Raw genomic sequence first — 19,636 nt, 5'->3', positions numbered from 1 at the left:
CTCACTCGGCCGCCAGCGCAAGTTTTTGCAACGGACTGGGAGGACGGTCGAAATCCTCGGGGAAATGGTTGAGCGCGCTCAGGACCGGCATGGGGGTGAGCCCGCCCATGGCGCAGAGCGAGGCGTCGGTCATCAGCTTCGAGAGGTCGCGCAGCACGGCGATGTTCTTCGGAACCTCCGCGCCGGCGATGATGCGGTCCATCACCTCGACGCCGCGTGTCGCCCCGATCCGGCAGGGCGTGCACTTGCCGCAGCTTTCCTTGGCGCAGAAGGCGAAGGCGAAGCGCGCCTGCCGGGCCATGTCGACGCTGTCGTCGAACACCACGATGCCGCCATGGCCGAGCATGGCGCGCATGCTCGCCAGCGCCTCGTAATCCATCTGCACGTCGAGCTGTTCGGCCGTGAGATAGGCGCCGAGCGGGCCGCCGACCTGCACGGCGCGGATCGGCCGCCCCGAGAGCGTGCCGCCGCCCATATCCTCGATGATCTCGCGCAGGCTGATGCCGAAGGCGAGCTCGATCAGCCCGCCGCGTTTGACGTTGCCGCCAAGCTGCACCGGCAGCGTCCCGCGCGAGCGGCCCATGCCGTAATCGGCATAGGCCTGCGCGCCATGCGCCAGAATCCAGGGCACGGCCGCGAAGGAGAGCACGTTGTTGACGACGGTCGGCTTGCCGAAGAGACCTTGCAAAGCCGGTAGCGGCGGCTTGGCGCGGACGATGGCGCGCTTGCCTTCCAGGCTTTCCAGCAGCGAGGTCTCTTCGCCGCAGATATAGGCGCCGGCACCGAGCCGGACCTCGAGATGGAAAGCGCGGCCCGAGCCCATCACCGAGGCGCCGATCAGTCCGGCCGCCTCCGCCTTGAGGATCGCGCGCTGCAGCGTGCGATGGGCATGCGGGTATTCCGAGCGCAGATAGAGGTAGCCGCGCGTCGCACCGACCGCGACCGCCGCGATCGCCATGCCCTCGATGGTGAGATAGGGATCGCCCTCGAACAGCATGCGGTCGGCGAAGGTGCCGCTGTCGCCCTCGTCGGCGTTGCAGACGATGTATTTCTGCTCCGCCTTGGCATCGTGGACGGTCTTCCACTTGATCCCGGTCGGAAAGCCTGCGCCGCCGCGGCCGCGCAGGCCGGAAGCCTTCACCGCCTCGACGATCTCGCCGCCGGTCAGGCCGAGCGCCTTCTCCAGCCCCTTGAACCCGCCATGGGCGCGGTACTCGGCGATCGACAGCGGGTCGATGACGCCGACGCGCTCGAAGGTGAGGCGCTGCTGGCGCTTCATCCAGTCCAGTTCCTCGGTCTTGCCGAGGCTCAAGCGGTGCGCGCCACCCGAGATGAAGCCGGCATCGAAGAGCGAGGGCACATCCTGAGCCGCGACCGGCCCATAGGCGATCCGGCCTTCAGCCGTCTCGACCTCGACCAGCGGCTCCAGCCAGAGCATGCCGCGCGAGCCGTTGCGGATGATCTCGACGGCGAGGCCGCGTGCTGCCGCTTCGCCCGCGACGGCCTGTGCGACGGCCTCCGCGCCGACCGACAGGGCGGCCGCGTCGACGGGGATGAAGATGCGAACCGGGGCGGCGCTCATGACCGCGCCTTTCCGTGCTGGCAGAGCCCGGCCACGCGGGCTGCGTCGACGCGCCCCATCAGTTCGCCATCGACCAGGGCGGAGGGGCCGAGCGCGCAATTGCCCAGACAGTACACCGTTTCGACCAGCGCGTCGCCGGAAGGTCCACCGTCGACGACGATGCCGTGCTCGGCGGCAAGCTCAGCGACGACCTTTTCGCAGCCGAGCGACTGGCAGGCTTCCGCCCGGCAGAGCTTGATCAGGCGGGCAGGCTGCGGCGCGGTCTTGAAGTCGTGATAGAAGGAGATCGCGCCATAGACCTCGGCGCGCGACAGGTTCAGTGCCTCCGCGATCAGCGGCACGGCCTGCGGGTCGACATAGCCGAACTCGTCCTGCAGGGCATGCAGCATCGGAAGCGTGGCGCCTTCCAGATGCGCCAGGCTGGCAATGAGCGTGCGCGCGTTGTCCTGATCCCAGGCCGGATAACCCGCCATCTTTCCTCCATCGGCCCGGTTCGCCGGGCGCCTCTTGTCGGAAAAGGTGGGGTATCCTGGAATGATTTCAAATCGTTTGTTTCAACTGCATGATAGTTTGTGACTATCAAACTCGCGCAGTTACTGGGCTCGGCGGCCAGGTGAGCCAAGTCGGCGGTCCGAAAATTTCGCAATCAGGCCATTTTGCGCCGCACAATGCTGCGCCGCTTCTACGACGATAGGCGAAGGCTATCGCACAATGGGCCGGCGCGGCAGCCGCGCATCGGTCACCGGTTTCGTCATCATCAGCAGGTTGCGCGCGAGCGGGGCGACGGGCTGCCGGTCGGCGACGATCAGGCCGATGGTGCGTTGCGCCTCGGGCTCGACCAGCGACAGCGCCCTGGTGCCGAGCGGGATGCCGAAGAACTCCAGAAGCTGCAGCGAGACGATACTGGCGACGCCCTGGATGCCGGCATGGGAGCACAGGTTGAAGATCGAGTTGGTCTCGATCATCGGCCGCGGCGCGGTGCCGACCGAGCGGAAGATGCCGTCGATGATGCGCCGGTTCTGCATGTCGCCGGTCAGCAGGCAGAGCTTCTGCTCGGCGGCTTCCGCCCAGGTGATGGTGTCGCGCGCGCCGAACGGCCCGTCCTCGCGCGTCAGCAGCACATAGGATTCCTGGTAGATCGGCTTCGAGATCACCCGGTCGAGCGGCTCGTTGTCGAGATAGGTCAGCCCGACATCGAGCTCGAAATCGTCGATGCCCTGCTGGATCTCCTGCGAGGTCAGCGACAGCACGGTGAGCGACACCGCCGGATAGCGCTCCGAGAAGGGCGCGGTGATATGGGCGATCATCGGCAGCGCGGTCGGGATCGCGCCGAGCCTGATCCGGCCGGAGACGCCCTCGCGCAGTTCGGCGATCGAATCCTTCATGACCTCGGCTTCGGCCAGGATGCGCCGGGCGTGGGCGAGCACGACCTCGCCCTCCTTGGTGAAGCCCTGGAAGCGCCGCCCGCGCTCGACGATCATCACGCCGAGTTCTTCCTCCAGCTGCACGATCGCGGCAGAGAGCGTCGGCTGCGAGACATAGCAGGCCTCGGCCGCACGGCGGAAATGCTTCTCGCGGGCAAGCGCATCGAGATAGACCAGCTGGCGAATGATCATGGCGTCGCTTCAGGAACGGCTGATGTCGCCGCGGCCGCCGAGCATCGGCATAGCGCGCAGCCGTTGCAAGCGCAGCGGTTGCAACTGTGCAAACAGGTTGTTGCTGCCGGGGCAACGCTGCAAGAATTGCGTGGAGGCAATCTCGATCCTAACTCCCTCAGGCCGGGATGGCCGGCAAGCAACAGGTCGCGTCGCGGCCTCGGGATGATCATGGCACAGGAACTGGAATTCGGGCTCGACACCTTCGGCGACGTCACCAACGGGGCGGACGGCAAGCCGCTGCCGCATGCTCAGGTGATCCGCAATCTCGTCGAGGAAGCCATCCTGGCTGATAGCGTCGGCATCGATTTCATCGGCGTCGGCGAGCATCACCGCGCCGATTTCGCCGTGTCGTCGCCGGAAACGGTGCTGGCCGGCATGGCCACGCGCACCAGCCGGATCAAGCTGGGTTCGGCGGTCACCGTGCTGAGCTCGGACGACCCGATCCGCGTCTTCCAGCGCTTTTCGACGGTGGATGCGCTCTCGAACGGGCGCGCCGAGGTCATTCTGGGTCGCGGCTCCTTCACCGAATCCTTCCCGCTCTTCGGCTTCGACCTGCGCGACTATGAAAAGCTCTTCGAGGAGAAGCTCGATCTCTTCGCCGCGCTGCTGCCGCAGCAGCCGGTGAGCTGGCAGGGCTCGATCCGCCCGCCGCTCAAGGACCAGCTCGTCTACCCGCCGGTCGAGAATGGACCGCTCAAGACCTGGATCGGCGTCGGCGGTAGTCCGGAATCGGTGGTGCGCGCGGCGCGCTACGATCTGCCGATGATGCTTGCCATCATCGGCGGCGATCCGCTGCGCTTCAAACCCTATGTCGATCTCTACCACCGCGCCTATACCCAGATCGGCAAGCCGGTGAAGCCGATCGGCGTGCATTCCCCGGGTTATGTTGCGGCGACCGACGAGCAGGCCAAGGAGGAGTTCTTCCCGGCCTTCAAGGCGAACCGTGACCGCATCGGCGCCGAGCGCGGCTGGCCGCCGATGACCCGCGAGGACTTCGAGCAGGAGGTTGCACGCGGTTCGCTCTATCTCGGCTCGCCCGAGACGGTGGCGCGCAAGATCACTGCCACCGCCAAGGGGCTCGGCATCGCCCGCTTCCAGCTCAAATACAGCGCCGGCCCGCTGGCGCATGAGAAGGCGATGGAGTGCATCCGGCTCTATGGCGAGAAGGTCGTGCCGCTGGTCCGGGAGATGCTGGGGTAGGGTCAACCTCGACCGCGTCGTCATGGTCGGGCTTGTCCCGACCATCCACGTCTTCGCTGGTCTAAGGACGTGTTCGAGACGTGGATGCTCGCCACAAGGGCGAGCATGACGGGGAAGGCCGTCATTCTCGGGCGAAGCGAAGCGCAGACCCGAGAATCTCAGGCAGGATGAGGCTAAAGTAGCTCGTTCCGGCAAGAGATGCTCGGGTCAGGCCCGAGCATGACGGCGCATCACCCGGCCACCTTCAGCGGATCGACCGACAGCGTCCGCTTCAGCGCCCTCAAGCCGAAGGTCGTCCGCGTCTGGCGCACGCCCGGAATGCGATAGATCGTTCCGCGCAGGAAGCGCTCGTAATGGTCGGTACCGCTGACCACGACCTTGGCGAGGTAGTCGTACTCGCCCGTCACGAGATGCGCCTCGACCACCTCCGGCGCCCGGCTCAGCGCCTCGCCGCACTGGTCGAGCACCTGATCGTCATGCTTGTCGAGCGTGATCTCGACGAAGACGATGTTGTTGTAGCCGAGCGCCTTGTGGTCGAGCAGGGCGACATATCTCTCGATCGCGCCCGACTCCTCCAGCCGCTTCACCCGCGTCCAGCAGGGGGAGGGTGACAGTCCCACCTTTTCGGCGAGCGCCTGCGTGGTCAGCCGCCCGTCATCCCGCAGTGCAGCGAGAATCTTGCGATCGATGAGATCGAGAGCAGGACCGTTCTGGCTCTTTTTGTTCATCGGGAGATCATTCCGAGGTTTATCGATTGGGCAGAAGTATCTTCTGTCTGATTTCGCGCGCGCCGGCAAATTCGGAATGAACCTCCGCGGCTGCAACGCTAGCGTTGGTTGCAAGGGGAACGATCGCCTCCCGGCTGTGCGTCCTGCCGCATCACGGAAGAGCGCCACAGGCGCTTGCGGGATGCGTGCGAAGGCGGAATGCTGGAGCGACAGGGATGGAGGCGCTCATGAGCAGCGACAAGGCCGGCAGCGCGCCGGCAGCGACCCAGCCACTGCAGTTTCATGTCCCCAGGCCGGCGAGTCGTCCTGGCGAGAAGCCCGATTTCTCCCATGTCGTGATCCCGAAGGCGGGCTCGGTCGCGCGGCCGCCTGTCGATGTCGACCCGAAGGATATCCGCGACCTCGCCTATTCGATCATCCGCGTGCTCGATCGCGAGGGCGAGGCGGTCGGCCCCTGGGTGCCCGATCTCTCGCATGAGGACCTGATCCGGGGCCTTCGCCACATGATGACGCTGCGCACCTTCGACGGGCGCATGCAGATGGCGCAGCGACAGGGCAAGACCTCGTTCTACATGCAGCACACCGGTGAGGAGGCTGTGAGCTGCGCCTTCCGCATCGCGCTCCAGCCCGGCGACATGAACTTCCCGACCTATCGCCAGGCCGGCCTGCTGATCGCGCACGACTATCCGCTCGTCGACATGATGTGCCAGATCTACTCGAACGAGCGCGACCCGATGAAGGGCCGGCAATTGCCGGTGATGTACTCCTCCAAGGAGCACGGCTTCTTCTCGATCTCGGGCAACCTCGCGACGCAATATGTCCAGGCGGTCGGCTGGGCGATGGCCTCGGCGATCAAGAACGATACCCGCATCGCTGCCGCCTGGATCGGCGATGGCTCGACGGCGGAATCGGATTTCCACGCCGCGCTGGTCTTCGCCTCGACCTACAAGGCCCCCGTCGTCCTCAACGTCGTCAACAACCAGTGGGCGATCTCGACCTTTCAGGGCATCGCCCGTGGCGGCTCCGGGACCTTCGCGGCGAGGGGCCTCGGCTTCGGCATTCCGGCGCTGCGCGTCGACGGCAACGATTACCTTGCGGTCTACGCCGTGGCGCAATGGGCGGTCGAGCGTGCCCGCCGCAATCTCGGGCCGACGCTTGTCGAATACGTCACCTATCGCGCCGGCGCCCATTCCACCTCGGACGACCCCTCCGCCTATCGCCCCAAGCACGAATCCGACGACTGGCCGCTGGGCGATCCGCTGATCCGGCTGAAGCAGCACCTGATCGCGGTCGGCGCCTGGTCGGAGGAGCGCCACAAGCAGGCGGAGGCGGAAATTCTCGCGACGGTCATCGCCGCGCAGAAGGAGGCCGAGAGCTTCGGCACGCTGCATTCCGGCGGCAAGCCCTCGGCGCGCGACATCTTCGAGGATGTCTATGCGGAGCTGCCGCCGCATCTGCGCCGCCAGCGCCAGCAGATCGGAGTCTGACGCGATGGCACGCATGACGATGATCGAGGCGATCCGCTCCGCCATGGACGTCTCCATGGGGCGCGACGACGATGTCGTGGTCTTCGGCGAGGATGTCGGCTTCTTCGGCGGCGTCTTCCGCTGCACCCACGGGCTGCAGCAGAAATACGGCGTCTCGCGCTGCTTCGACGCGCCGATCAGCGAGGCCGGCATCGTTGGCACCGCGATCGGCATGGCGGCCTATGGCCTTCGCCCTTGCGTCGAGATCCAGTTCGCCGACTACATGTATCCGGCCTACGATCAGATCGTCTCGGAAGCCGCGCGCCTGCGCTACCGTTCCGCCGGCGATTTCACCTGCCCGATGGTGATCCGCATGCCGACCGGCGGGGGCATCTTCGGCGGCCAGACCCATAGCCAGAGCCCGGAAGCGCTCTTCACCCATGTCTCCGGCCTGAAGACGATCGTCCCGTCCAACCCCTATGACGCCAAGGGCCTGCTGATCGCGGCGATCGAGGACCCTGACCCGGTGATCTTCCTGGAGCCGAAGCGGCTCTATAACGGCCCCTTCGACGGCCACCACGACCGCCCGGTCACGGCCTGGTCGAAGCATGAGCTCTCCGAGGTGCCGGAAGGCCATTACACCGTGCCGCTCGGCAAGGCGGTGACACGGCGCGAGGGCAGCGCCGTCACGATTATCGCCTACGGGACGATGGTGCATGTCGCGCTGGCGGCAGCCGAGGAGACCGGCATCGATGCTGAGGTCATCGACCTGCGCACGCTGGTCCCGCTCGATCTGGAGGCGATCGTTGCCTCGGTCGGGAAGACCGGCCGCTGCATCGTGCTGCACGAGGCGACGCTGACCTCGGGCTTCGGCGGCGAACTCGTCGCGCTGGTGCAGGAGCATTGCTTCTACCATCTGGAGGCGCCCGTGATGCGCGTCACCGGCTGGGACACGCCTTATCCGCATGCGCAGGAATGGGACTACTTCCCCGGCCCCGCCCGCCTCGGACAGGCGCTGCGCGACATCATGGAGGCACGCTGATGGGCGAGCGCATCATCAAGCTGCCGGATGTCGGCGAAGGCATCGCCGAGGCGGAACTCGTCGAGTGGCACGTCAAGGTCGGCGACATCGTTCGCGAGGACGACCTGCTCGCCGCCGTGATGACCGACAAGGCGACGGTCGAGATTCCCTCGCCGGTCGAGGGCGAGGTGACCTGGGTCGGCGCCGAGGTCGGCGACACCGTCGCGATCGGCTCGGCCATCGTGAAGCTGAAGGTGGCGGGCGCTGAAGGCGCGGTGGCTGAAGAGCCTGCCGAAAACGCGCCTGCCGAGAAGCCGGCCGCCGCGCCGCCGCCCAAGGCCGAAAAGCCTGCGGCGCCTGCCGCTCCCGCCAAGCTGGCTGTGCCGCCCCCGCCGCCACCGAAGCTCGCACATGCCAGCGCCGCTCCCGCTCAGCGCCGGGCACCGGGCGAGAAGCCGCTGGCTTCGCCGGCAGTGCGCCTCAAGGCGCGCGAGGCCGGGGTTGATCTGCGCCAGGTCCAGGGCACCGGCCCGGCCGGCCGCGTCACCCATGAGGACATCGACGCCTTCCTGCTGCGCGGGCCGGAGCCGGTCCGTGGCGGCGGGCTCGTCGAGCAGAATGCCGTCACCGACGTCAAGGTCGTCGGCCTGCGCCGCCGCATCGCCGAGAAGATGGCGCTGTCGAAGTCGCGCATTCCGCACATCACCATCGTCGAGGAGGTCAACGTCTCGCCGCTGGAGGACCTGCGCGCGACCCTGAACAGGAAGCCGACGCCGGAGCGGCCGAAGCTGACGATGCTGCCCTTCCTGATGCGCGCCATGGTCAAGGCGCTGGCCGAGCAGCCCGCGCTGAACGCGCTCTATGACGACGATGCCGGGATCGTGCGCCAGCATGCGGCGATCAATATCGGCATCGCGACGCAGACCCCCACAGGCCTCGTCGTTCCGGTGGTGAAGCATGCCGAGGCGCGCGACCTCTGGGGTTGCGGCATCGAGCTCAACCGCCTGGCCGAGCGCGCCCGCGACGGAACCGCGACGCGCGACGAACTCACCGGCTCGACCATCACCATCACCTCGCTCGGCGCGCTCGGCGGCATCGCCACGACGCCGGTGATCAATTACCCGGAGGTCGCCATCGTGGGCGTCAACAAGATGGTCGTGCGCCCGGTCTGGGACGGCACCACCTTCGTGCCGCGCAAGATGATGAACCTCTCCTCCAGCTTCGACCACCGCGTGATCGACGGCTGGGACGCCGCCGTTTTCGTGCAGCGGCTGAAGGAGCTGCTGGAGAACCCGGCCACGCTCTTCGTGGATCTGTGACGTGATGAGGATCGCCATCGAGCGCGACGCGGTTACCCGTCATTGCGAGGAGCGAAGCGACGAAGCAATCCAGGGGGGCTTGGCGGAACGCTTCAGCCCAATCCCCCTGGATTGCTTCGCTTCGCTCGCAATGACGGGCGCTAGTTGGGACGACCGTGAAAGCCTGGGCCACGGAGGCCGCGCATGACCGAGATCACCTGCAAGCTCCTCGTCATCGGCGCCGGGCCCGGCGGCTATGTCTGCGCCACCCGCGCCGGCCAGCTCGGCATCGACACCGTCATCGTCGAGAGCACCAAGCTCGGCGGCAGCTGCCTCAACGTCGGCTGCATCCCCTCCAAGGCGATGATCCATGTCGCCGAGGAGTTCGAGAAGCTGGCGGAGGCCGCTGCCGGCAAGACGCCCTTCGGCCTGACCGCCGCGGAGCCGAGGCTCGACCTGAAGCAGGCGGTGGCCTGGAAGGACGGCATCGTCCGGCGCCTCAACAACGGCGTCGCTGCCCTGTTGCGCAAGGCCAAGGTCAAGATCGTCCATGGCAAGGCCCGCTTCCGCGACGGCAAGACGGTCGTGGTCGAGACCGAGACCGGCCCGAAGACGATCCAGGCCGAGGCGATCGTCATTGCCACGGGTTCCGCCCCGGTCGAACTGCCGTTTCTGTCCTTCGGCGGCAACGTCATCTCCTCGACCGGCGCGCTGGCGCTGACGGAGGTTCCCAAGCGCCTCGTCGTGGTCGGCGGCGGCTATATCGGGCTGGAGCTCGGCACCGCCTTCGCCCGGATGGGCAGCAGGGTCACTGTGGTGGAGGCTCAGGAGCGCATCCTGCCGCTCTACGACACCGACCTCACCGGCCCGGTCTCGAAGCGCCTGACCGCGCTCGGCGTCGAGGTGCTGACGGGTGCCAAGGCGCTCGGGCTCACGGCGCAAGGCGACGGCCTGCGTATCGAGACCGCCGATGGCACCGAGCGCAGCCTGCCGGCCGACAAGATCCTGGTGACGGTCGGCCGCAAGCCGGTCACCGACGATCTCGGCCTCGAAAACCTCGTCCTCGACATGGACGGCCGCTTCATCCGCATCGGCGAGCGCTGCGAGACGGCGATGCGAGGCATCTACGCCATCGGCGATGTCACCGGCGAACCGATGCTGGCGCATCGCGCGATGGCGCAGGGCGAGATGGTGGCGGAGATCGTCGCCGGCCTGCCGCGCGCCTGGGACAAGCGCTGCATCCCGGCGATCTGCTTCACCGACCCCGAAATCGTCTCGGTAGGCCTTTCGCCCGAGGAGGCGAAGCGCGCCGGTCATGAGCTGAAGATTGGGCAGTTTCCGTTCCAGGCGAACGGTCGGGCCATGACCCGCCATGGTGAGGCCGGCTTCGTGCGCGTCGTCGCGCAGGCCGGCAGCGATCTCGTGCTCGGCATCCAGGCGGTGGGGCAGGGCGTCTCGGAGCTTTCGGCCGCCTTCGGGCTCGCCATAGAGATGGGCGCCACGCTGCAGGACATCGCCGGCACGATCCACGCCCATCCGACGCTCGGCGAGGCCTTCCCGGAGGCCGCGATGAAGGCGCTGGGCCACGCGCTGCATATTTGAGACTGGTTGGCGCAGCGCTCTCCCAATAGGCGCAAGTCATCACCGCCGGAGCGCCTCCGCCGTCATGCTCGGGCTTGACCCGAGCATCTCCTGCCGGAGGAGGCTCCTGTGTCTCATTTGCCAGAGATTCTCGGGTCAAGCCCGAGAATGACGCTCTTTATTGGCCTCGGCCTCCGGAACTCTTCATTGACGCGAAGAGCCGGGATGACCCGCATTTGGTTGGACAGGAAGCCCCACTGCTCCCGCGACTGATCCGCGCAGGCAGTCAGCTAAGACGCATACAATCTTGACATTGTCTTTGTCTGGAATGATCTGAGGGGCGATGCCGATCGAACGGCACCGCCCCGAGGAGAACTTTCATGTCCGGCGAGCACTGGCCGCCACTCTCTCCGCTCCAGACCGGCTTGCGCGGCCGCTGCCCGCGCTGCGGGCAGGGCAAGATGTTCGAAAGCTTTCTGAAGCTGAAGCCGAAATGCGAGGTCTGCGGGCTGGATTACTCCTTCGCCGACCCGGCCGACGGCCCGGCCTTCTTCGTGATGATGTTCGTCTGCATCCCGGCCGCGGCTTTTCCGCTCTGGCTGGAGCTGACCTACAACCCGCCGACCTGGGTGCATCTCGTCACGACGCTGCCATTGATCCTGCTGACCTGCATTCCACCGCTTCAGCCATTGAAAGGCTGGCTCGTCGCCTCGCAGTTCTTCCACAAGGCCGAGGAAGGCCGGCTCGCCCGCCCGACGCCGCAGGACAAGCCCGCAGCTTCCAGCTGACGAGGCCAGCGTGCTTAGCGCCCCGCTTGCGCGTCGCCGCGGATCAGCCCGGCGAGCAGATTGAGCGCCTCGGCCAGTCGCGCCCGCTCGGGGATCGCGCCGAGTGCGATCCGGATCGCATCCGGCGCCGTGCCGCCCGTGCTGAACGCATCGGCAGCCATCACGCCGAGCCCGGCGAGGCGGGCGCGTTCGATCAGGCTGTTGCGTTCCCAATGCGCGGGCAGGGGTTGCCAGACATGCAGCGCATGCGGATGGCCCTGCATCGTCTCCGGCAGGATCTCTCTCGCCAGCAGCTGCCGCTCGGCCGCCTCGCGCCGCACGCCATCCAGCAGATCCCTTGCCGCGCCGATCCTGATCCAATGGGCGGCGAGCGCCGTCATCAACGGCGCGGGCATCAGTGCCGTCGCGCGCAGGGCGGCGAGGAACAGAGCGCCGTCAGCTCCCTCCGGCATGACGATGAAGGCCGTGCGCAGGCCGGGCGTCAGCACCTTCGACAAGGTCGCGACATGCCAGGTCCGCTCCGGCGCCAGAGCCGCCAGCGGCAGCGGGGCATCTCCGGCGAGCGGGCTGTAGGGGTCGTCCTCGATCAGGATGAGGTCGCGCCGACGGGCGACGGCGACGAGATCAAGCCGGCGTTGCGCGGACAGGGTGATGCAGGTCGGATTCTGCAGCGTCGGCGTGAGGGCGAACAGCCGGGCCCCATGGCGGACAGCAGCCTCGTCGAGCGCGTCCGGGAGCGGGCCATCTGCGTCGCCAGCCACAGGCACCATGGAGAGAGCACGCTGCCGCGCCGCGCCAATCAGGCCGGGATAGGCGAGAGGTTCCGTCAGAATCGTGTCGCCGGGCCGAGCCAGCAGTGAGAGCAGCGCGTTGAGCCCGGTCTGGGCGCCCGGCACCACCGCGATGCGCTGCGGCGGAATTGCGCCCATCAGCGGCGAGAGCCAGGCCGCTCCGGCAGCGCGCTCGGCCAGCGAGCCGGCCCCGCCATGATAGTTCATCAGCTGGTCGGCATCGCTGCGCGCCAGGATCTCGGTGATGCCGCGCTGCATCAACTCGCCCAGCCGCAAGCCTTTAGGCGCCGGCGGAATGGTCATGCTGAGGTCGAGCGGTGGCCCTTCCTGCTCCCGCCGCGCCGAGATGAAGGAGCCGCGCCCCGTCACGGCGTCGATCAGGCCGCGCTCGCGAGCCTCGCCGAAGGCGCGCGTCACGGTGGTGAGATCGACCGCGAGATGTTCTGCGAGGCGGCGCTGCGGCGGCAACCGGTCGCCCGGCCTGAGCAGCCCGTCGGCAACCGCCCGTTCGAGCTGCGCGACGATCTGGAGGTAGCGCGGCCCCGCCGCCGGGTCGAGCCGGCCGATCCAGTGGAGCGCTTCGTCACTATCGGCCATCGCCAAGTTGGTTTCCATACATTCGGTGGATTGTAGGTATCGCATAGCGCGGTCGGGTCCTTCGCGCCAGCGGTATGCCGTCGCCGCCATCCGTCCTCGCCGAGATGCCAGTGGTGGCGAGTGGGCTCTCCTGTAAAAGGGCGATCTCAGCCGGGACCGGAGACAGGGAATGGCACGCCTGCGCCTCGATGCGCTCGATCGCAAGATCATCGCGGAATTGCAGATCAACTCGCGCCTTTCGGTGCAGGACCTCGCCCAGCGCATCGGGCTGTCGGCCTCGCCCTGCGCGCGCCGCATCCGCATGCTTGAGGAAGCCGGCGTCATCCAGGGCTACGCGGCTATCATCGACCAGACCAAGGTCGGGCTGCCGATCAGCGTCTTCGTCTCGATCAGGCTGGAGCGTCAGCGCGAGGATGAACTCGACCGCTTCTCGCAGGCCGTGGCGCGCTGGCCCGAGGTCGTCGACTGCTACCTGATGACCGGCCAGCGCGACTATCTCCTGCGCATCGTCGTGCGCGACCTGCCGGCCTATGAGCGCTTCCTGAAGGACAAGCTCACCCGCCTCGACGGCGTCGCCTCGATCGAGTCGAGCTTCGCGCTCGGGCAGGTGAAGCGCTCCAGCGCGCTGCCGATCGCGGCGGTGGCGGAGGAGGATTGAACCGTGCCGTCATTCTCGGGCGCCGCGCAGCGGCGACCCGAGAAGCTCAGGACGGGAGGGCTTTGGTTGCTGCGAGTGCCGTCTTCCCCGTCATTGCGAGCGCAGCGAAGCAATCCAGGGGACGGGGTGAGGCGTTCGGCCCTGCCGCCCCTGGATTGCTTCGTCGCTTTGCTTCTCGCAATGACGATGGAGCGCGATCTACCGCTCCGCCGAAGCCGCCCAGATGTTGATGCCCCCATCGACGGCGTGGCTGTCGATGGCCGCCAGCTCCTCGGGTGTGAACTCCGGGTTCTTCAGCGCTGCGACGCAGTCCGTCACCTGCTCGGGCCGGCTCGCGCCGATCAGCGCCGAGGTGACGCGCCCGCCGCGCAGCACCCAGGCGATCGCCATCTGCGCGAGGCTCTGGCCGCGCGCTTTGGCGATCTCGTTCAGCGCTGCGATATGCCTGATGTTGTCGTCGCTGAGGAAGCCGTCGCGGAAGGAGGGCGCCTTCTTGTCGGCGCGGCTGCCGGCCGGCACGCCCTTGAGGTACTTGTCGGTCAGCATGCCCTGTGCCAGCGGCGAGAACACGATCGAGCCGATGCCCTCGGCATCGAGCGTGTCGAGCAGCCCGTCCTGCTCGATCCAGCGGTTGAGCATCGAATAGCTCGGCTGATGGATCAGGCAGGGCGTGCCGAGCCGGCGCAGGATCGCGACCGCTTCCTGCGTGCGCTTCGAATTATAGGAGGAGAGGCCGACATAGAGCGCCTTGCCCTGGCGCACGATGGCGTCGAGCGCGCCCATCGTCTCCTCCAGCGGCGTGTTCGGGTCGAAGCGGTGCGAATAGAAGATATCGACATAGTCGAGCTTCATCCGCTTCAGGCTCTGGTCGAGGCTGGAGATCAGGTATTTGCGGCTGCCCCATTCGCCATAGGGACCGGGCCACATCCGGTAGCCGGCCTTGGTCGAGATCACCAACTCGTCGCGATAGCCCGCGAAGTCCTGGGCGAGGATCTCGCCGAAGGCGGTCTCGGCCGAGCCGGGCGGGGGGCCGTAATTATTGGCGAGGTCGAAATGGGTGATGCCGAGGTCGAAGGCGGTGCGGCAGATCTCGCGCATGTTCGCGTGGTTGCCGGTCTCGCCGAAATTCTGCCAGAGACCGAGCGAGAGCGCCGGCAGCTGCAATCCACTGCGGCCGCAGCGGTTGTAGCGCATCGCGTCATAGCGGTTCGGATTGACCATGGCTGAGGTCTCTCAATCGATTGAAATGGAGCATAAAATGAAGGCCCGGTGGCTTTGCGTCCACCGGGCCTCGTTGTCTATCGTATCGTTAGGCGATCAGGCCGCGGCGTAGCCGACCGTGCCCTTGATCTCGAGGAACTCCTCGAGGCCGAAATCGGCGTATTCGCGGCCGTTGCCAGACTGCTTGTAGCCGCCGAACGGAGCGCCTGCGTCCCAGGCCGGATAGTTGATGTAGACATTGCCCGCGCGCATCTGCGAGGCGACCTTGCGGGCGCGATCCTGCGAGCCCGACTGGACATAGGCCGCAAGGCCATAAGGCGTGTCGTTGGCGCGCTCGACCACCTCGTCGTCGCTCTTGTAGGGCAGGATCGAGAGCACGGGGCCGAAGATCTCCTCGCGGGCGATCGTCATCTCGTCGGTGACGCCGCCGAAGATCGTCGGGCGGACATAGTAGCCGCGGTTCAGCCCCTCGGGCCGGCCAGGGCCGCCGGCGACGAGCGTCGCACCTTCCTTAATGCCGGCCTCGATCAGGCGCTGCACCTTCTCGTACTGCACCTCGCTCACGACGGGGCCGAGGAAGACGCCGTCCGCCGAGGGAGCGCCGACCTTGAGCGGCTCGGCCACCTGCTTGGCGATGGCGAGCGCCTCCTCATGCAGCTTCTCCGGCACGAACATCCGGGTCGGCGCATTGCAGGACTGGCCGGAGTTGCGCATCACGCTCTCGACGCCGAGCTTCACCGACTTCTTCAGGTCGGCATCGTCGAGGATGATGTTGGCCGATTTGCCGCCGAGCTCCTGATGCACGCGCTTCACCGTATCCGCCGCCGCCTTGGCGACGAGGATGCCGGCGCGGGTCGAGCCGGTGAAGGAGACCATGTCGACGCCCGGATGGCGCGAGATGGCTTCGCCGACCGTCGGGCCGTCGCCGTTGACGAGGTTGAACACGCCCTTCGGCACGCCGGCCTCGTCCATGGCTTCCGCGAAGATCAGCGCGTTGAGCGGTGCGATCTCGGAAGGCTTCAGCACCATGGTGCAGCCGGCCGCGAGCGCAGGCGCGACCTTGCACATGATCTGGTTGAGCGGCCAGTTCCACGGCGTGATCATGCCGACGACGCCGATCGGCTCCTTGGCGATCAGGGTCGAGCCGCGCAGCTCCTCGAACTCGAAGTTCTCGAGCGTCTCGATCATCTTGGCGAGATGCGCGGTGCCCATCGCGGCCTGTGCCCGGTGCGCCAGCTCCTTCGGCGCGCCCATCTCGCGCGACAGGATGTCGGCGATGGCGTCATAGCGCTTCTTGTAGGCCTCGGCGAGGCGGCGCATCAGCGCGAGGCGCTCGGCCTTGGAGGTCTTCGCGAAGGCGGGGAAGGCGGCGCGGGCGGCGGCGACGGCCTTGTCGACATCGGCCTGCTCGCCGAGCGCGATAGTGGCGAAGACTTCCTCGTTCGACGGGTCGACCACGCCCAGCGTGCGGCTGCCGGACGGCTTCACCCACTGGCCGTCGATGTAGAATTCGAGCTCATGCGCCATGTCTGGTCTCCTGCCTCGTCTGGCTCAAAGCGAGGACAACCGGCCGAAAAGCGGCCGGCGGTCCATGCCCCGAGCGGGAACTGTCGATGTCCGACGCGAACGGGCGGCCTTGCGCGATCATGCATCGCCGGCCGCCCTCGACGCTGTATCTGACGGGGGATAACGTTAGGGGCGCGGCGCGCGCCTGTCACGGGGCACCGTGTCGCGTTTGCGGATGGCCGCCATGCGGCGGCGCTTCTTGCACGAGGATGCACCGGAGCTTTTTCACCAGAACCACTGCGTCATCCCGGACAAGCCGCGTAAGCGGCGCCGATCCGGGATCCATTCCGGAACATTCATTGGCCGCGTTCCGGAATGGATCCCGGGTCTTCGCTTCGCTGCGCCCGGGATGACGGGGGTGGTTCAGACGGATCGGTTCCTACAGCCGCGCCTTGACGCTGCGCGGCGTCGCCAGCAGCAGGCTGGTCTCGCTGTTGGTGACGCCGGGGATCAGGCGGATGCGTCTGAGAACCTGATCGAAAGCGATCAGGTCGGAGGTGCCGAGCTCGACCACGAGGTCCCAGTTGCCGTTGGTGGTGTGGATGCTGGAGACCTCGCTGAAGCCGCTCAGCGCGGCGATGACCGAATCCGCGGCCTGCCCGGCGATCTCGATCATGGTGATGCCGCGCACCGGCAGGTCGATCGCATCCGAGCGCAGGATCACCGTGAAGCCGATGATCTCGCCCGACTGTTCCAGCTTCTCCAGCCGCGAGCGCACCGTCGCCCGCGTCAGCCCGAGATCGGCCGCGAGGTCCGAGATGCTGCGGCGCCCATCGTGGCGCAGCAGGGTGATGAGCTTGTGATCGATATCGTCCATCGTCCGAAGTGGATAATGGATCTATTCATTTCGATCAATCTTGGCGTCGATCAGGTCAATCTGGCTTCTATCGCCTGCCGGTGAAGCCGGGCACTATAGGGCTCTCGCGAGAGCAACAGGGGATCCTATGGTTCAGCAACTGAATGTCGTGCCTTTCGTCAGCGTCGACCACATGATGAAATTGGTCCATGCGATCGGCATCGAGCGGATGCTGTCCGACATCGCAGGCTATATCGAGGATGATTTCCGGCGCTGGGAGATTTTCGACAAGACACCGCGCATCGCCTCCCACAGCCTCGAAGGCGTGATCGAGCTGATGCCGACCAGCGACGGCAAGCTCTACGGCTTCAAATACGTCAACGGCCACCCCAAGAACATGAAGGCCGGCCTGCAGACGGTCACCGCCTTCGGACTGCTCTCGGACGTCGCGACCGGCTATCCCGTCCTGCTCTCGGAGATGACTTTCCTGACGGCGCTGCGCACGGCGGCGATGTCGGCGGTGGCGGCGAAGCACCTCGCGCCGAAGCATGCCGCGACCATGGCGCTCATCGGCAACGGCGCCCAGTCCGAGTTCCAGGCATTCGCCTTCCGCGCGCTGCTCGGCATCGAGAACCTCCGGCTATATGACGTCGATCCCGCCGCAACCGAGAAATGCGCCCGTAACCTCGCGCGCCACGGCTTCAGGATCACGCGCTGCGCCACCGCGATGGAAGCGGTCGAGGGCGCCGAGATCGTCACCACTGTCACCGCCGACAAGCAGTACGCGACGATCCTGACCGACAACATGGTCGGCGCCGGCGTCCACATCAACGCGGTCGGTGGCGACTGCCCCGGCAAGACCGAGATCCACCGCGACGTGCTGCTGCGCTCCTCGATCTTCGTCGAGTATCCGCCGCAGACCCGCATCGAAGGCGATATCCAGCAGCTCGACCCCGACCACCCGGTCGAGGAACTCTGGAAGGTCATCGCCGGCACGGCGACGGGCCGCACCGATTCCAGTCAGATCACGCTGTTCGACTCGGTCGGCTTCGCGATCGAGGACTTCTCGGCGCTGCGCTATGTCCATGAGCGCATCCGCGAGGCCGGCACCTATGTCGATCTCGACCTGATCGCGGATCCCGACGATCCGCGCGATCTCTTCGGCATGCTGATGCGAGCAGCGCCGAGCGCCGTCGCGGCGGCCTGAGACGCGGACCCCTTCGTCACCTGCGAAGCCCTCATCCTGAGGAGCCATTCCGATGGAATGGCGTCTCGAAGGATGCCTCAGGAAATGCGCGAGTCTCCCGAGCCCACCGGAGCATCCTTCGAGACGCCGCTTTGCGGCTCCTCAGGATGAGGGCTCGATTGAGATGAGGCTCAAGCCGCGTCGCGGTCCCAGCGCGGGAAGGGGTCTTCCAATCCCAGCAGCGCCTGCGTCAGCCCGGTGGTCACGCTGCCGGTGAGGCAGGCGTCGAGTTCCGCGCGGATCGCAGCTTCGTCCATCTCCGGCCCGCCGATGAACACCATCTCCTGACGTCGGTCGCCCCATGTCGGTGACCAGTGCTTGCGCATCAGCGACTGGAACTCCTCCGAGCCCGGCCAGCGCTCCCTGGGCACTGCCGCCCACCAGCGCCCCATGCCTTCGGTGCGGGTGACGCGTCCGGCCAGCGAATATTCGCCGACCCAGTGCGGCCGGGTCGCCAACCAGAAATGGCCCTTGGCCCGGACGACCCCGGTCAGGTGCTTGCCCATGAAGCCGTGCAGCTTCAGCGGATGGAAAGGGCGCCGCGCCCGGTAGACGAAGGAGCGGATGCCGTATTCCTCGGTCTCCGGCACATGGTCGCGGAAGCCATAGAGCTCCTTGTGCCAGAGCGGATGTTCTTGCGCCTTCTCCTCACTGTAGAGCTTGGTATCGAGCACCTCATCGAGCGGCACGCGGCCGAAATCGGCCTCGACGATGCGCGCATCGGCATTGAGCCCGCGCACCACCTGCCTGACCTTCTCCAGTTCCTGCGGCGCGACTTCGCCCGCCTTGTTGATCACCACGACGTCGGCGAACTCGATCTGCTCGACGAGCAGGTCGACCAGTCTGCGCTCGTCGCCTTCGCCCGCCGTCTCGCCGCGATCGCCGAGGAAGTCGCGGCTGTCGTAATCCCTCAGCAGGTTGAGCGCGTCGACCACCGTCGCCATCGTGTCGAGCCGGGCGACATCGTCGAGCGAGCGGTCCTCCTCGTCGCGGAAGGAGAAGGTCGCGGCGATCGGCAGGGGCTCGGCGATGCCGGTGCCCTCGATCAGCAGGTAGTCGAACTTCCGTGCCTCGGCGAGGCGGCGCACCTCGCTCAGCAAATCGTCGCGCAGCGTGCAGCAGATGCAGCCATTGCTCATCTCGACCAGGCTCTCCTCGGTCTTGGAGAGATTGGCGCCGCCTTCGCGCACGAGATCGGCGTCGATGTTCACCTCGCTCATGTCGTTGACGATGACGGCGACGCGCCGGCCTTCGCGGTTGTTCAGGATGTGGTTGAGCAGCGTGGTCTTGCCGGCGCCGAGGAAGCCGGAGAGGACCGTGACCGGCAGGCGCCGGTCGACGAGAAGCGGGGATGGAGGCATCGGAAAAAGTCCGGTTCGCTGAAGGATAATTTGTTACATTATAACATATCATCAATGTCAACCGCCTGATGTGGCCGA

The 19,636-nt window shown here is 66.7% G+C and carries 17 protein-coding genes; 8 read left to right on the top strand and 9 right to left on the bottom strand.

From position 1 onward, the window contains the following. Nucleotide 1 precedes the first annotated feature (1 nt). From AC1DNE_RS20530 to AC1DNE_RS20520, 3 genes are all read right to left on the bottom strand, one after another. Complete coding sequence (locus tag AC1DNE_RS20530) at nucleotides 2-1,582, bottom strand: formate dehydrogenase beta subunit (RefSeq protein WP_476765644.1); 1,581 nt, start codon at nucleotides 1,580-1,582, stop codon at nucleotides 2-4. Further along, nucleotides 1,579-2,055 carry an NAD(P)H-dependent oxidoreductase subunit E gene (locus AC1DNE_RS20525; RefSeq protein WP_476765643.1) on the bottom strand — a complete coding sequence of 159 codons (477 nt, stop codon included), beginning with the start codon at nucleotides 2,053-2,055 and terminating at the stop codon, nucleotides 1,579-1,581. The genes AC1DNE_RS20530 and AC1DNE_RS20525 overlap by 4 nt, the downstream gene beginning before the upstream one ends. Before the next feature lie 228 nt (nucleotides 2,056-2,283). Next, nucleotides 2,284-3,198, bottom strand: a complete 915-nt coding sequence (locus AC1DNE_RS20520; RefSeq protein WP_476765642.1) for a LysR family transcriptional regulator — start codon at nucleotides 3,196-3,198, stop codon at nucleotides 2,284-2,286. Nucleotides 3,199-3,408: 210 nt separating this feature from the next. On the opposite strand from AC1DNE_RS20520, the gene AC1DNE_RS20515 reads away from it, so the two are divergent. After that, nucleotides 3,409-4,440, top strand: coding sequence for an LLM class flavin-dependent oxidoreductase (locus AC1DNE_RS20515; RefSeq protein ID WP_441473103.1), 1,032 nt, complete (start codon nucleotides 3,409-3,411; stop codon nucleotides 4,438-4,440). A 230-nt stretch (nucleotides 4,441-4,670) separates the two neighbouring features. Here the strand turns inward: AC1DNE_RS20515 and AC1DNE_RS20510 are convergent, their stop codons facing one another. After that, the gene (locus tag AC1DNE_RS20510) at nucleotides 4,671-5,168 is read right to left on the bottom strand and encodes an Lrp/AsnC family transcriptional regulator (protein ID WP_441473102.1); all 498 of its coding nucleotides are present in this window, start codon (nucleotides 5,166-5,168) and stop codon (nucleotides 4,671-4,673) included. A gap of 227 nt (nucleotides 5,169-5,395) precedes the next feature. Between AC1DNE_RS20510 and AC1DNE_RS20505 the strand changes: the two genes are divergently transcribed. The 5 genes from AC1DNE_RS20505 to AC1DNE_RS20485 all read left to right on the top strand — a co-directional run bounded on the left by AC1DNE_RS20505 (nucleotide 5,396) and on the right by AC1DNE_RS20485 (nucleotide 11,322). Next, nucleotides 5,396-6,655, top strand: a complete 1,260-nt coding sequence (locus AC1DNE_RS20505; RefSeq protein ID WP_441473101.1) for a thiamine pyrophosphate-dependent enzyme — start codon at nucleotides 5,396-5,398, stop codon at nucleotides 6,653-6,655. Nucleotides 6,656-6,659: 4 nt separating this feature from the next. Further along, a complete protein-coding gene (locus AC1DNE_RS20500) occupies nucleotides 6,660-7,676 on the top strand; it encodes an alpha-ketoacid dehydrogenase subunit beta (RefSeq protein ID WP_441473100.1) in 1,017 nt (338 codons plus the stop codon). Further along, a complete protein-coding gene (locus AC1DNE_RS20495) occupies nucleotides 7,676-8,974 on the top strand; it encodes a dihydrolipoamide acetyltransferase family protein (protein WP_441473099.1) in 1,299 nt (432 codons plus the stop codon). Before AC1DNE_RS20500 ends, AC1DNE_RS20495 begins: the two co-directional genes overlap by 1 nt. Before the next feature lie 183 nt (nucleotides 8,975-9,157). Beyond that, entirely contained in the window at nucleotides 9,158-10,555 is a 1,398-nt protein-coding gene (gene lpdA / locus AC1DNE_RS20490; RefSeq protein WP_476841171.1) for a dihydrolipoyl dehydrogenase, read from the top strand. Nucleotides 10,556-10,914: 359 nt separating this feature from the next. Continuing rightward, nucleotides 10,915-11,322, top strand: coding sequence for a DUF983 domain-containing protein (locus AC1DNE_RS20485; protein ID WP_441473097.1), 408 nt, complete (start codon nucleotides 10,915-10,917; stop codon nucleotides 11,320-11,322). Nucleotides 11,323-11,336: 14 nt separating this feature from the next. On the opposite strand, the gene AC1DNE_RS20480 is transcribed toward AC1DNE_RS20485, so the two are convergent. Next, entirely contained in the window at nucleotides 11,337-12,710 is a 1,374-nt protein-coding gene (locus tag AC1DNE_RS20480; protein ID WP_476765640.1) for an aminotransferase-like domain-containing protein, read from the bottom strand. 169 nt (nucleotides 12,711-12,879) lie between these two features. On the opposite strand from AC1DNE_RS20480, the gene AC1DNE_RS20475 reads away from it, so the two are divergent. Continuing rightward, the gene (locus AC1DNE_RS20475) at nucleotides 12,880-13,368 is read left to right on the top strand and encodes an Lrp/AsnC family transcriptional regulator (RefSeq protein ID WP_441473095.1); all 489 of its coding nucleotides are present in this window, start codon (nucleotides 12,880-12,882) and stop codon (nucleotides 13,366-13,368) included. Between the two features lie 198 nt (nucleotides 13,369-13,566). On the opposite strand, the gene mgrA is transcribed toward AC1DNE_RS20475, so the two are convergent. The 3 genes from mgrA to AC1DNE_RS20460 form a co-directional block, all read right to left on the bottom strand. Further along, a complete protein-coding gene (gene mgrA / locus AC1DNE_RS20470; RefSeq protein WP_476765639.1) occupies nucleotides 13,567-14,589 on the bottom strand; it encodes an L-glyceraldehyde 3-phosphate reductase in 1,023 nt (340 codons plus the stop codon). Nucleotides 14,590-14,685: 96 nt separating this feature from the next. Then, entirely contained in the window at nucleotides 14,686-16,116 is a 1,431-nt protein-coding gene (locus AC1DNE_RS20465) for an aldehyde dehydrogenase family protein (protein WP_476811477.1), read from the bottom strand. A 418-nt stretch (nucleotides 16,117-16,534) separates the two neighbouring features. Further along, a complete protein-coding gene (locus AC1DNE_RS20460) occupies nucleotides 16,535-16,972 on the bottom strand; it encodes an Lrp/AsnC family transcriptional regulator (RefSeq protein WP_149131182.1) in 438 nt (145 codons plus the stop codon). 127 nt (nucleotides 16,973-17,099) lie between these two features. Between AC1DNE_RS20460 and AC1DNE_RS20455 the strand changes: the two genes are divergently transcribed. Further along, entirely contained in the window at nucleotides 17,100-18,158 is a 1,059-nt protein-coding gene (locus tag AC1DNE_RS20455; protein WP_441473092.1) for an ornithine cyclodeaminase, read from the top strand. Between the two features lie 170 nt (nucleotides 18,159-18,328). Here AC1DNE_RS20455 and AC1DNE_RS20450 read toward each other — a convergent pair whose 3' ends face one another. Then, nucleotides 18,329-19,558, bottom strand: a complete 1,230-nt coding sequence (locus tag AC1DNE_RS20450) for a GTP-binding protein (protein ID WP_441473091.1) — start codon at nucleotides 19,556-19,558, stop codon at nucleotides 18,329-18,331. Between the last annotated feature and the right edge of the window lie 78 nt (nucleotides 19,559-19,636).

This window comes from Allobosea sp. 05L423 (assembly GCF_056397745.1).
Note: the sequence above shows the minus strand (reverse complement) of the source record. Positions and strands in the feature narration are given on the sequence as shown.

Bases quoted from the DNA above. Each gene is read 5' to 3' on its own strand.
- AC1DNE_RS20530 (WP_476765644.1), bottom strand. From the start codon at position 1,582: ATGAGCGCCGCCCCGGTTCGCATCTTCATCCCCGTCGACGCGGCCGCC.
- AC1DNE_RS20525 (WP_476765643.1), bottom strand. From the start codon at position 2,055: ATGGCGGGTTATCCGGCCTGGGATCAGGACAACGCGCGCACGCTCATT.
- AC1DNE_RS20520 (WP_476765642.1), bottom strand. From the start codon at position 3,198: ATGATCATTCGCCAGCTGGTCTATCTCGATGCGCTTGCCCGCGAGAAG.
- AC1DNE_RS20515 (WP_441473103.1), top strand. From the start codon at position 3,409: ATGGCACAGGAACTGGAATTCGGGCTCGACACCTTCGGCGACGTCACC.
- AC1DNE_RS20510 (WP_441473102.1), bottom strand. From the start codon at position 5,168: ATGAACAAAAAGAGCCAGAACGGTCCTGCTCTCGATCTCATCGATCGC.
- AC1DNE_RS20505 (WP_441473101.1), top strand. From the start codon at position 5,396: ATGAGCAGCGACAAGGCCGGCAGCGCGCCGGCAGCGACCCAGCCACTG.
- AC1DNE_RS20500 (WP_441473100.1), top strand. From the start codon at position 6,660: ATGGCACGCATGACGATGATCGAGGCGATCCGCTCCGCCATGGACGTC.
- AC1DNE_RS20495 (WP_441473099.1), top strand. From the start codon at position 7,676: ATGGGCGAGCGCATCATCAAGCTGCCGGATGTCGGCGAAGGCATCGCC.
- lpdA (WP_476841171.1), top strand. From the start codon at position 9,158: ATGACCGAGATCACCTGCAAGCTCCTCGTCATCGGCGCCGGGCCCGGC.
- AC1DNE_RS20485 (WP_441473097.1), top strand. From the start codon at position 10,915: ATGTCCGGCGAGCACTGGCCGCCACTCTCTCCGCTCCAGACCGGCTTG.
- AC1DNE_RS20480 (WP_476765640.1), bottom strand. From the start codon at position 12,710: ATGGCCGATAGTGACGAAGCGCTCCACTGGATCGGCCGGCTCGACCCG.
- AC1DNE_RS20475 (WP_441473095.1), top strand. From the start codon at position 12,880: ATGGCACGCCTGCGCCTCGATGCGCTCGATCGCAAGATCATCGCGGAA.
- mgrA (WP_476765639.1), bottom strand. From the start codon at position 14,589: ATGGTCAATCCGAACCGCTATGACGCGATGCGCTACAACCGCTGCGGC.
- AC1DNE_RS20465 (WP_476811477.1), bottom strand. From the start codon at position 16,116: ATGGCGCATGAGCTCGAATTCTACATCGACGGCCAGTGGGTGAAGCCG.
- AC1DNE_RS20460 (WP_149131182.1), bottom strand. From the start codon at position 16,972: ATGGACGATATCGATCACAAGCTCATCACCCTGCTGCGCCACGATGGG.
- AC1DNE_RS20455 (WP_441473092.1), top strand. From the start codon at position 17,100: ATGGTTCAGCAACTGAATGTCGTGCCTTTCGTCAGCGTCGACCACATG.
- AC1DNE_RS20450 (WP_441473091.1), bottom strand. From the start codon at position 19,558: ATGCCTCCATCCCCGCTTCTCGTCGACCGGCGCCTGCCGGTCACGGTC.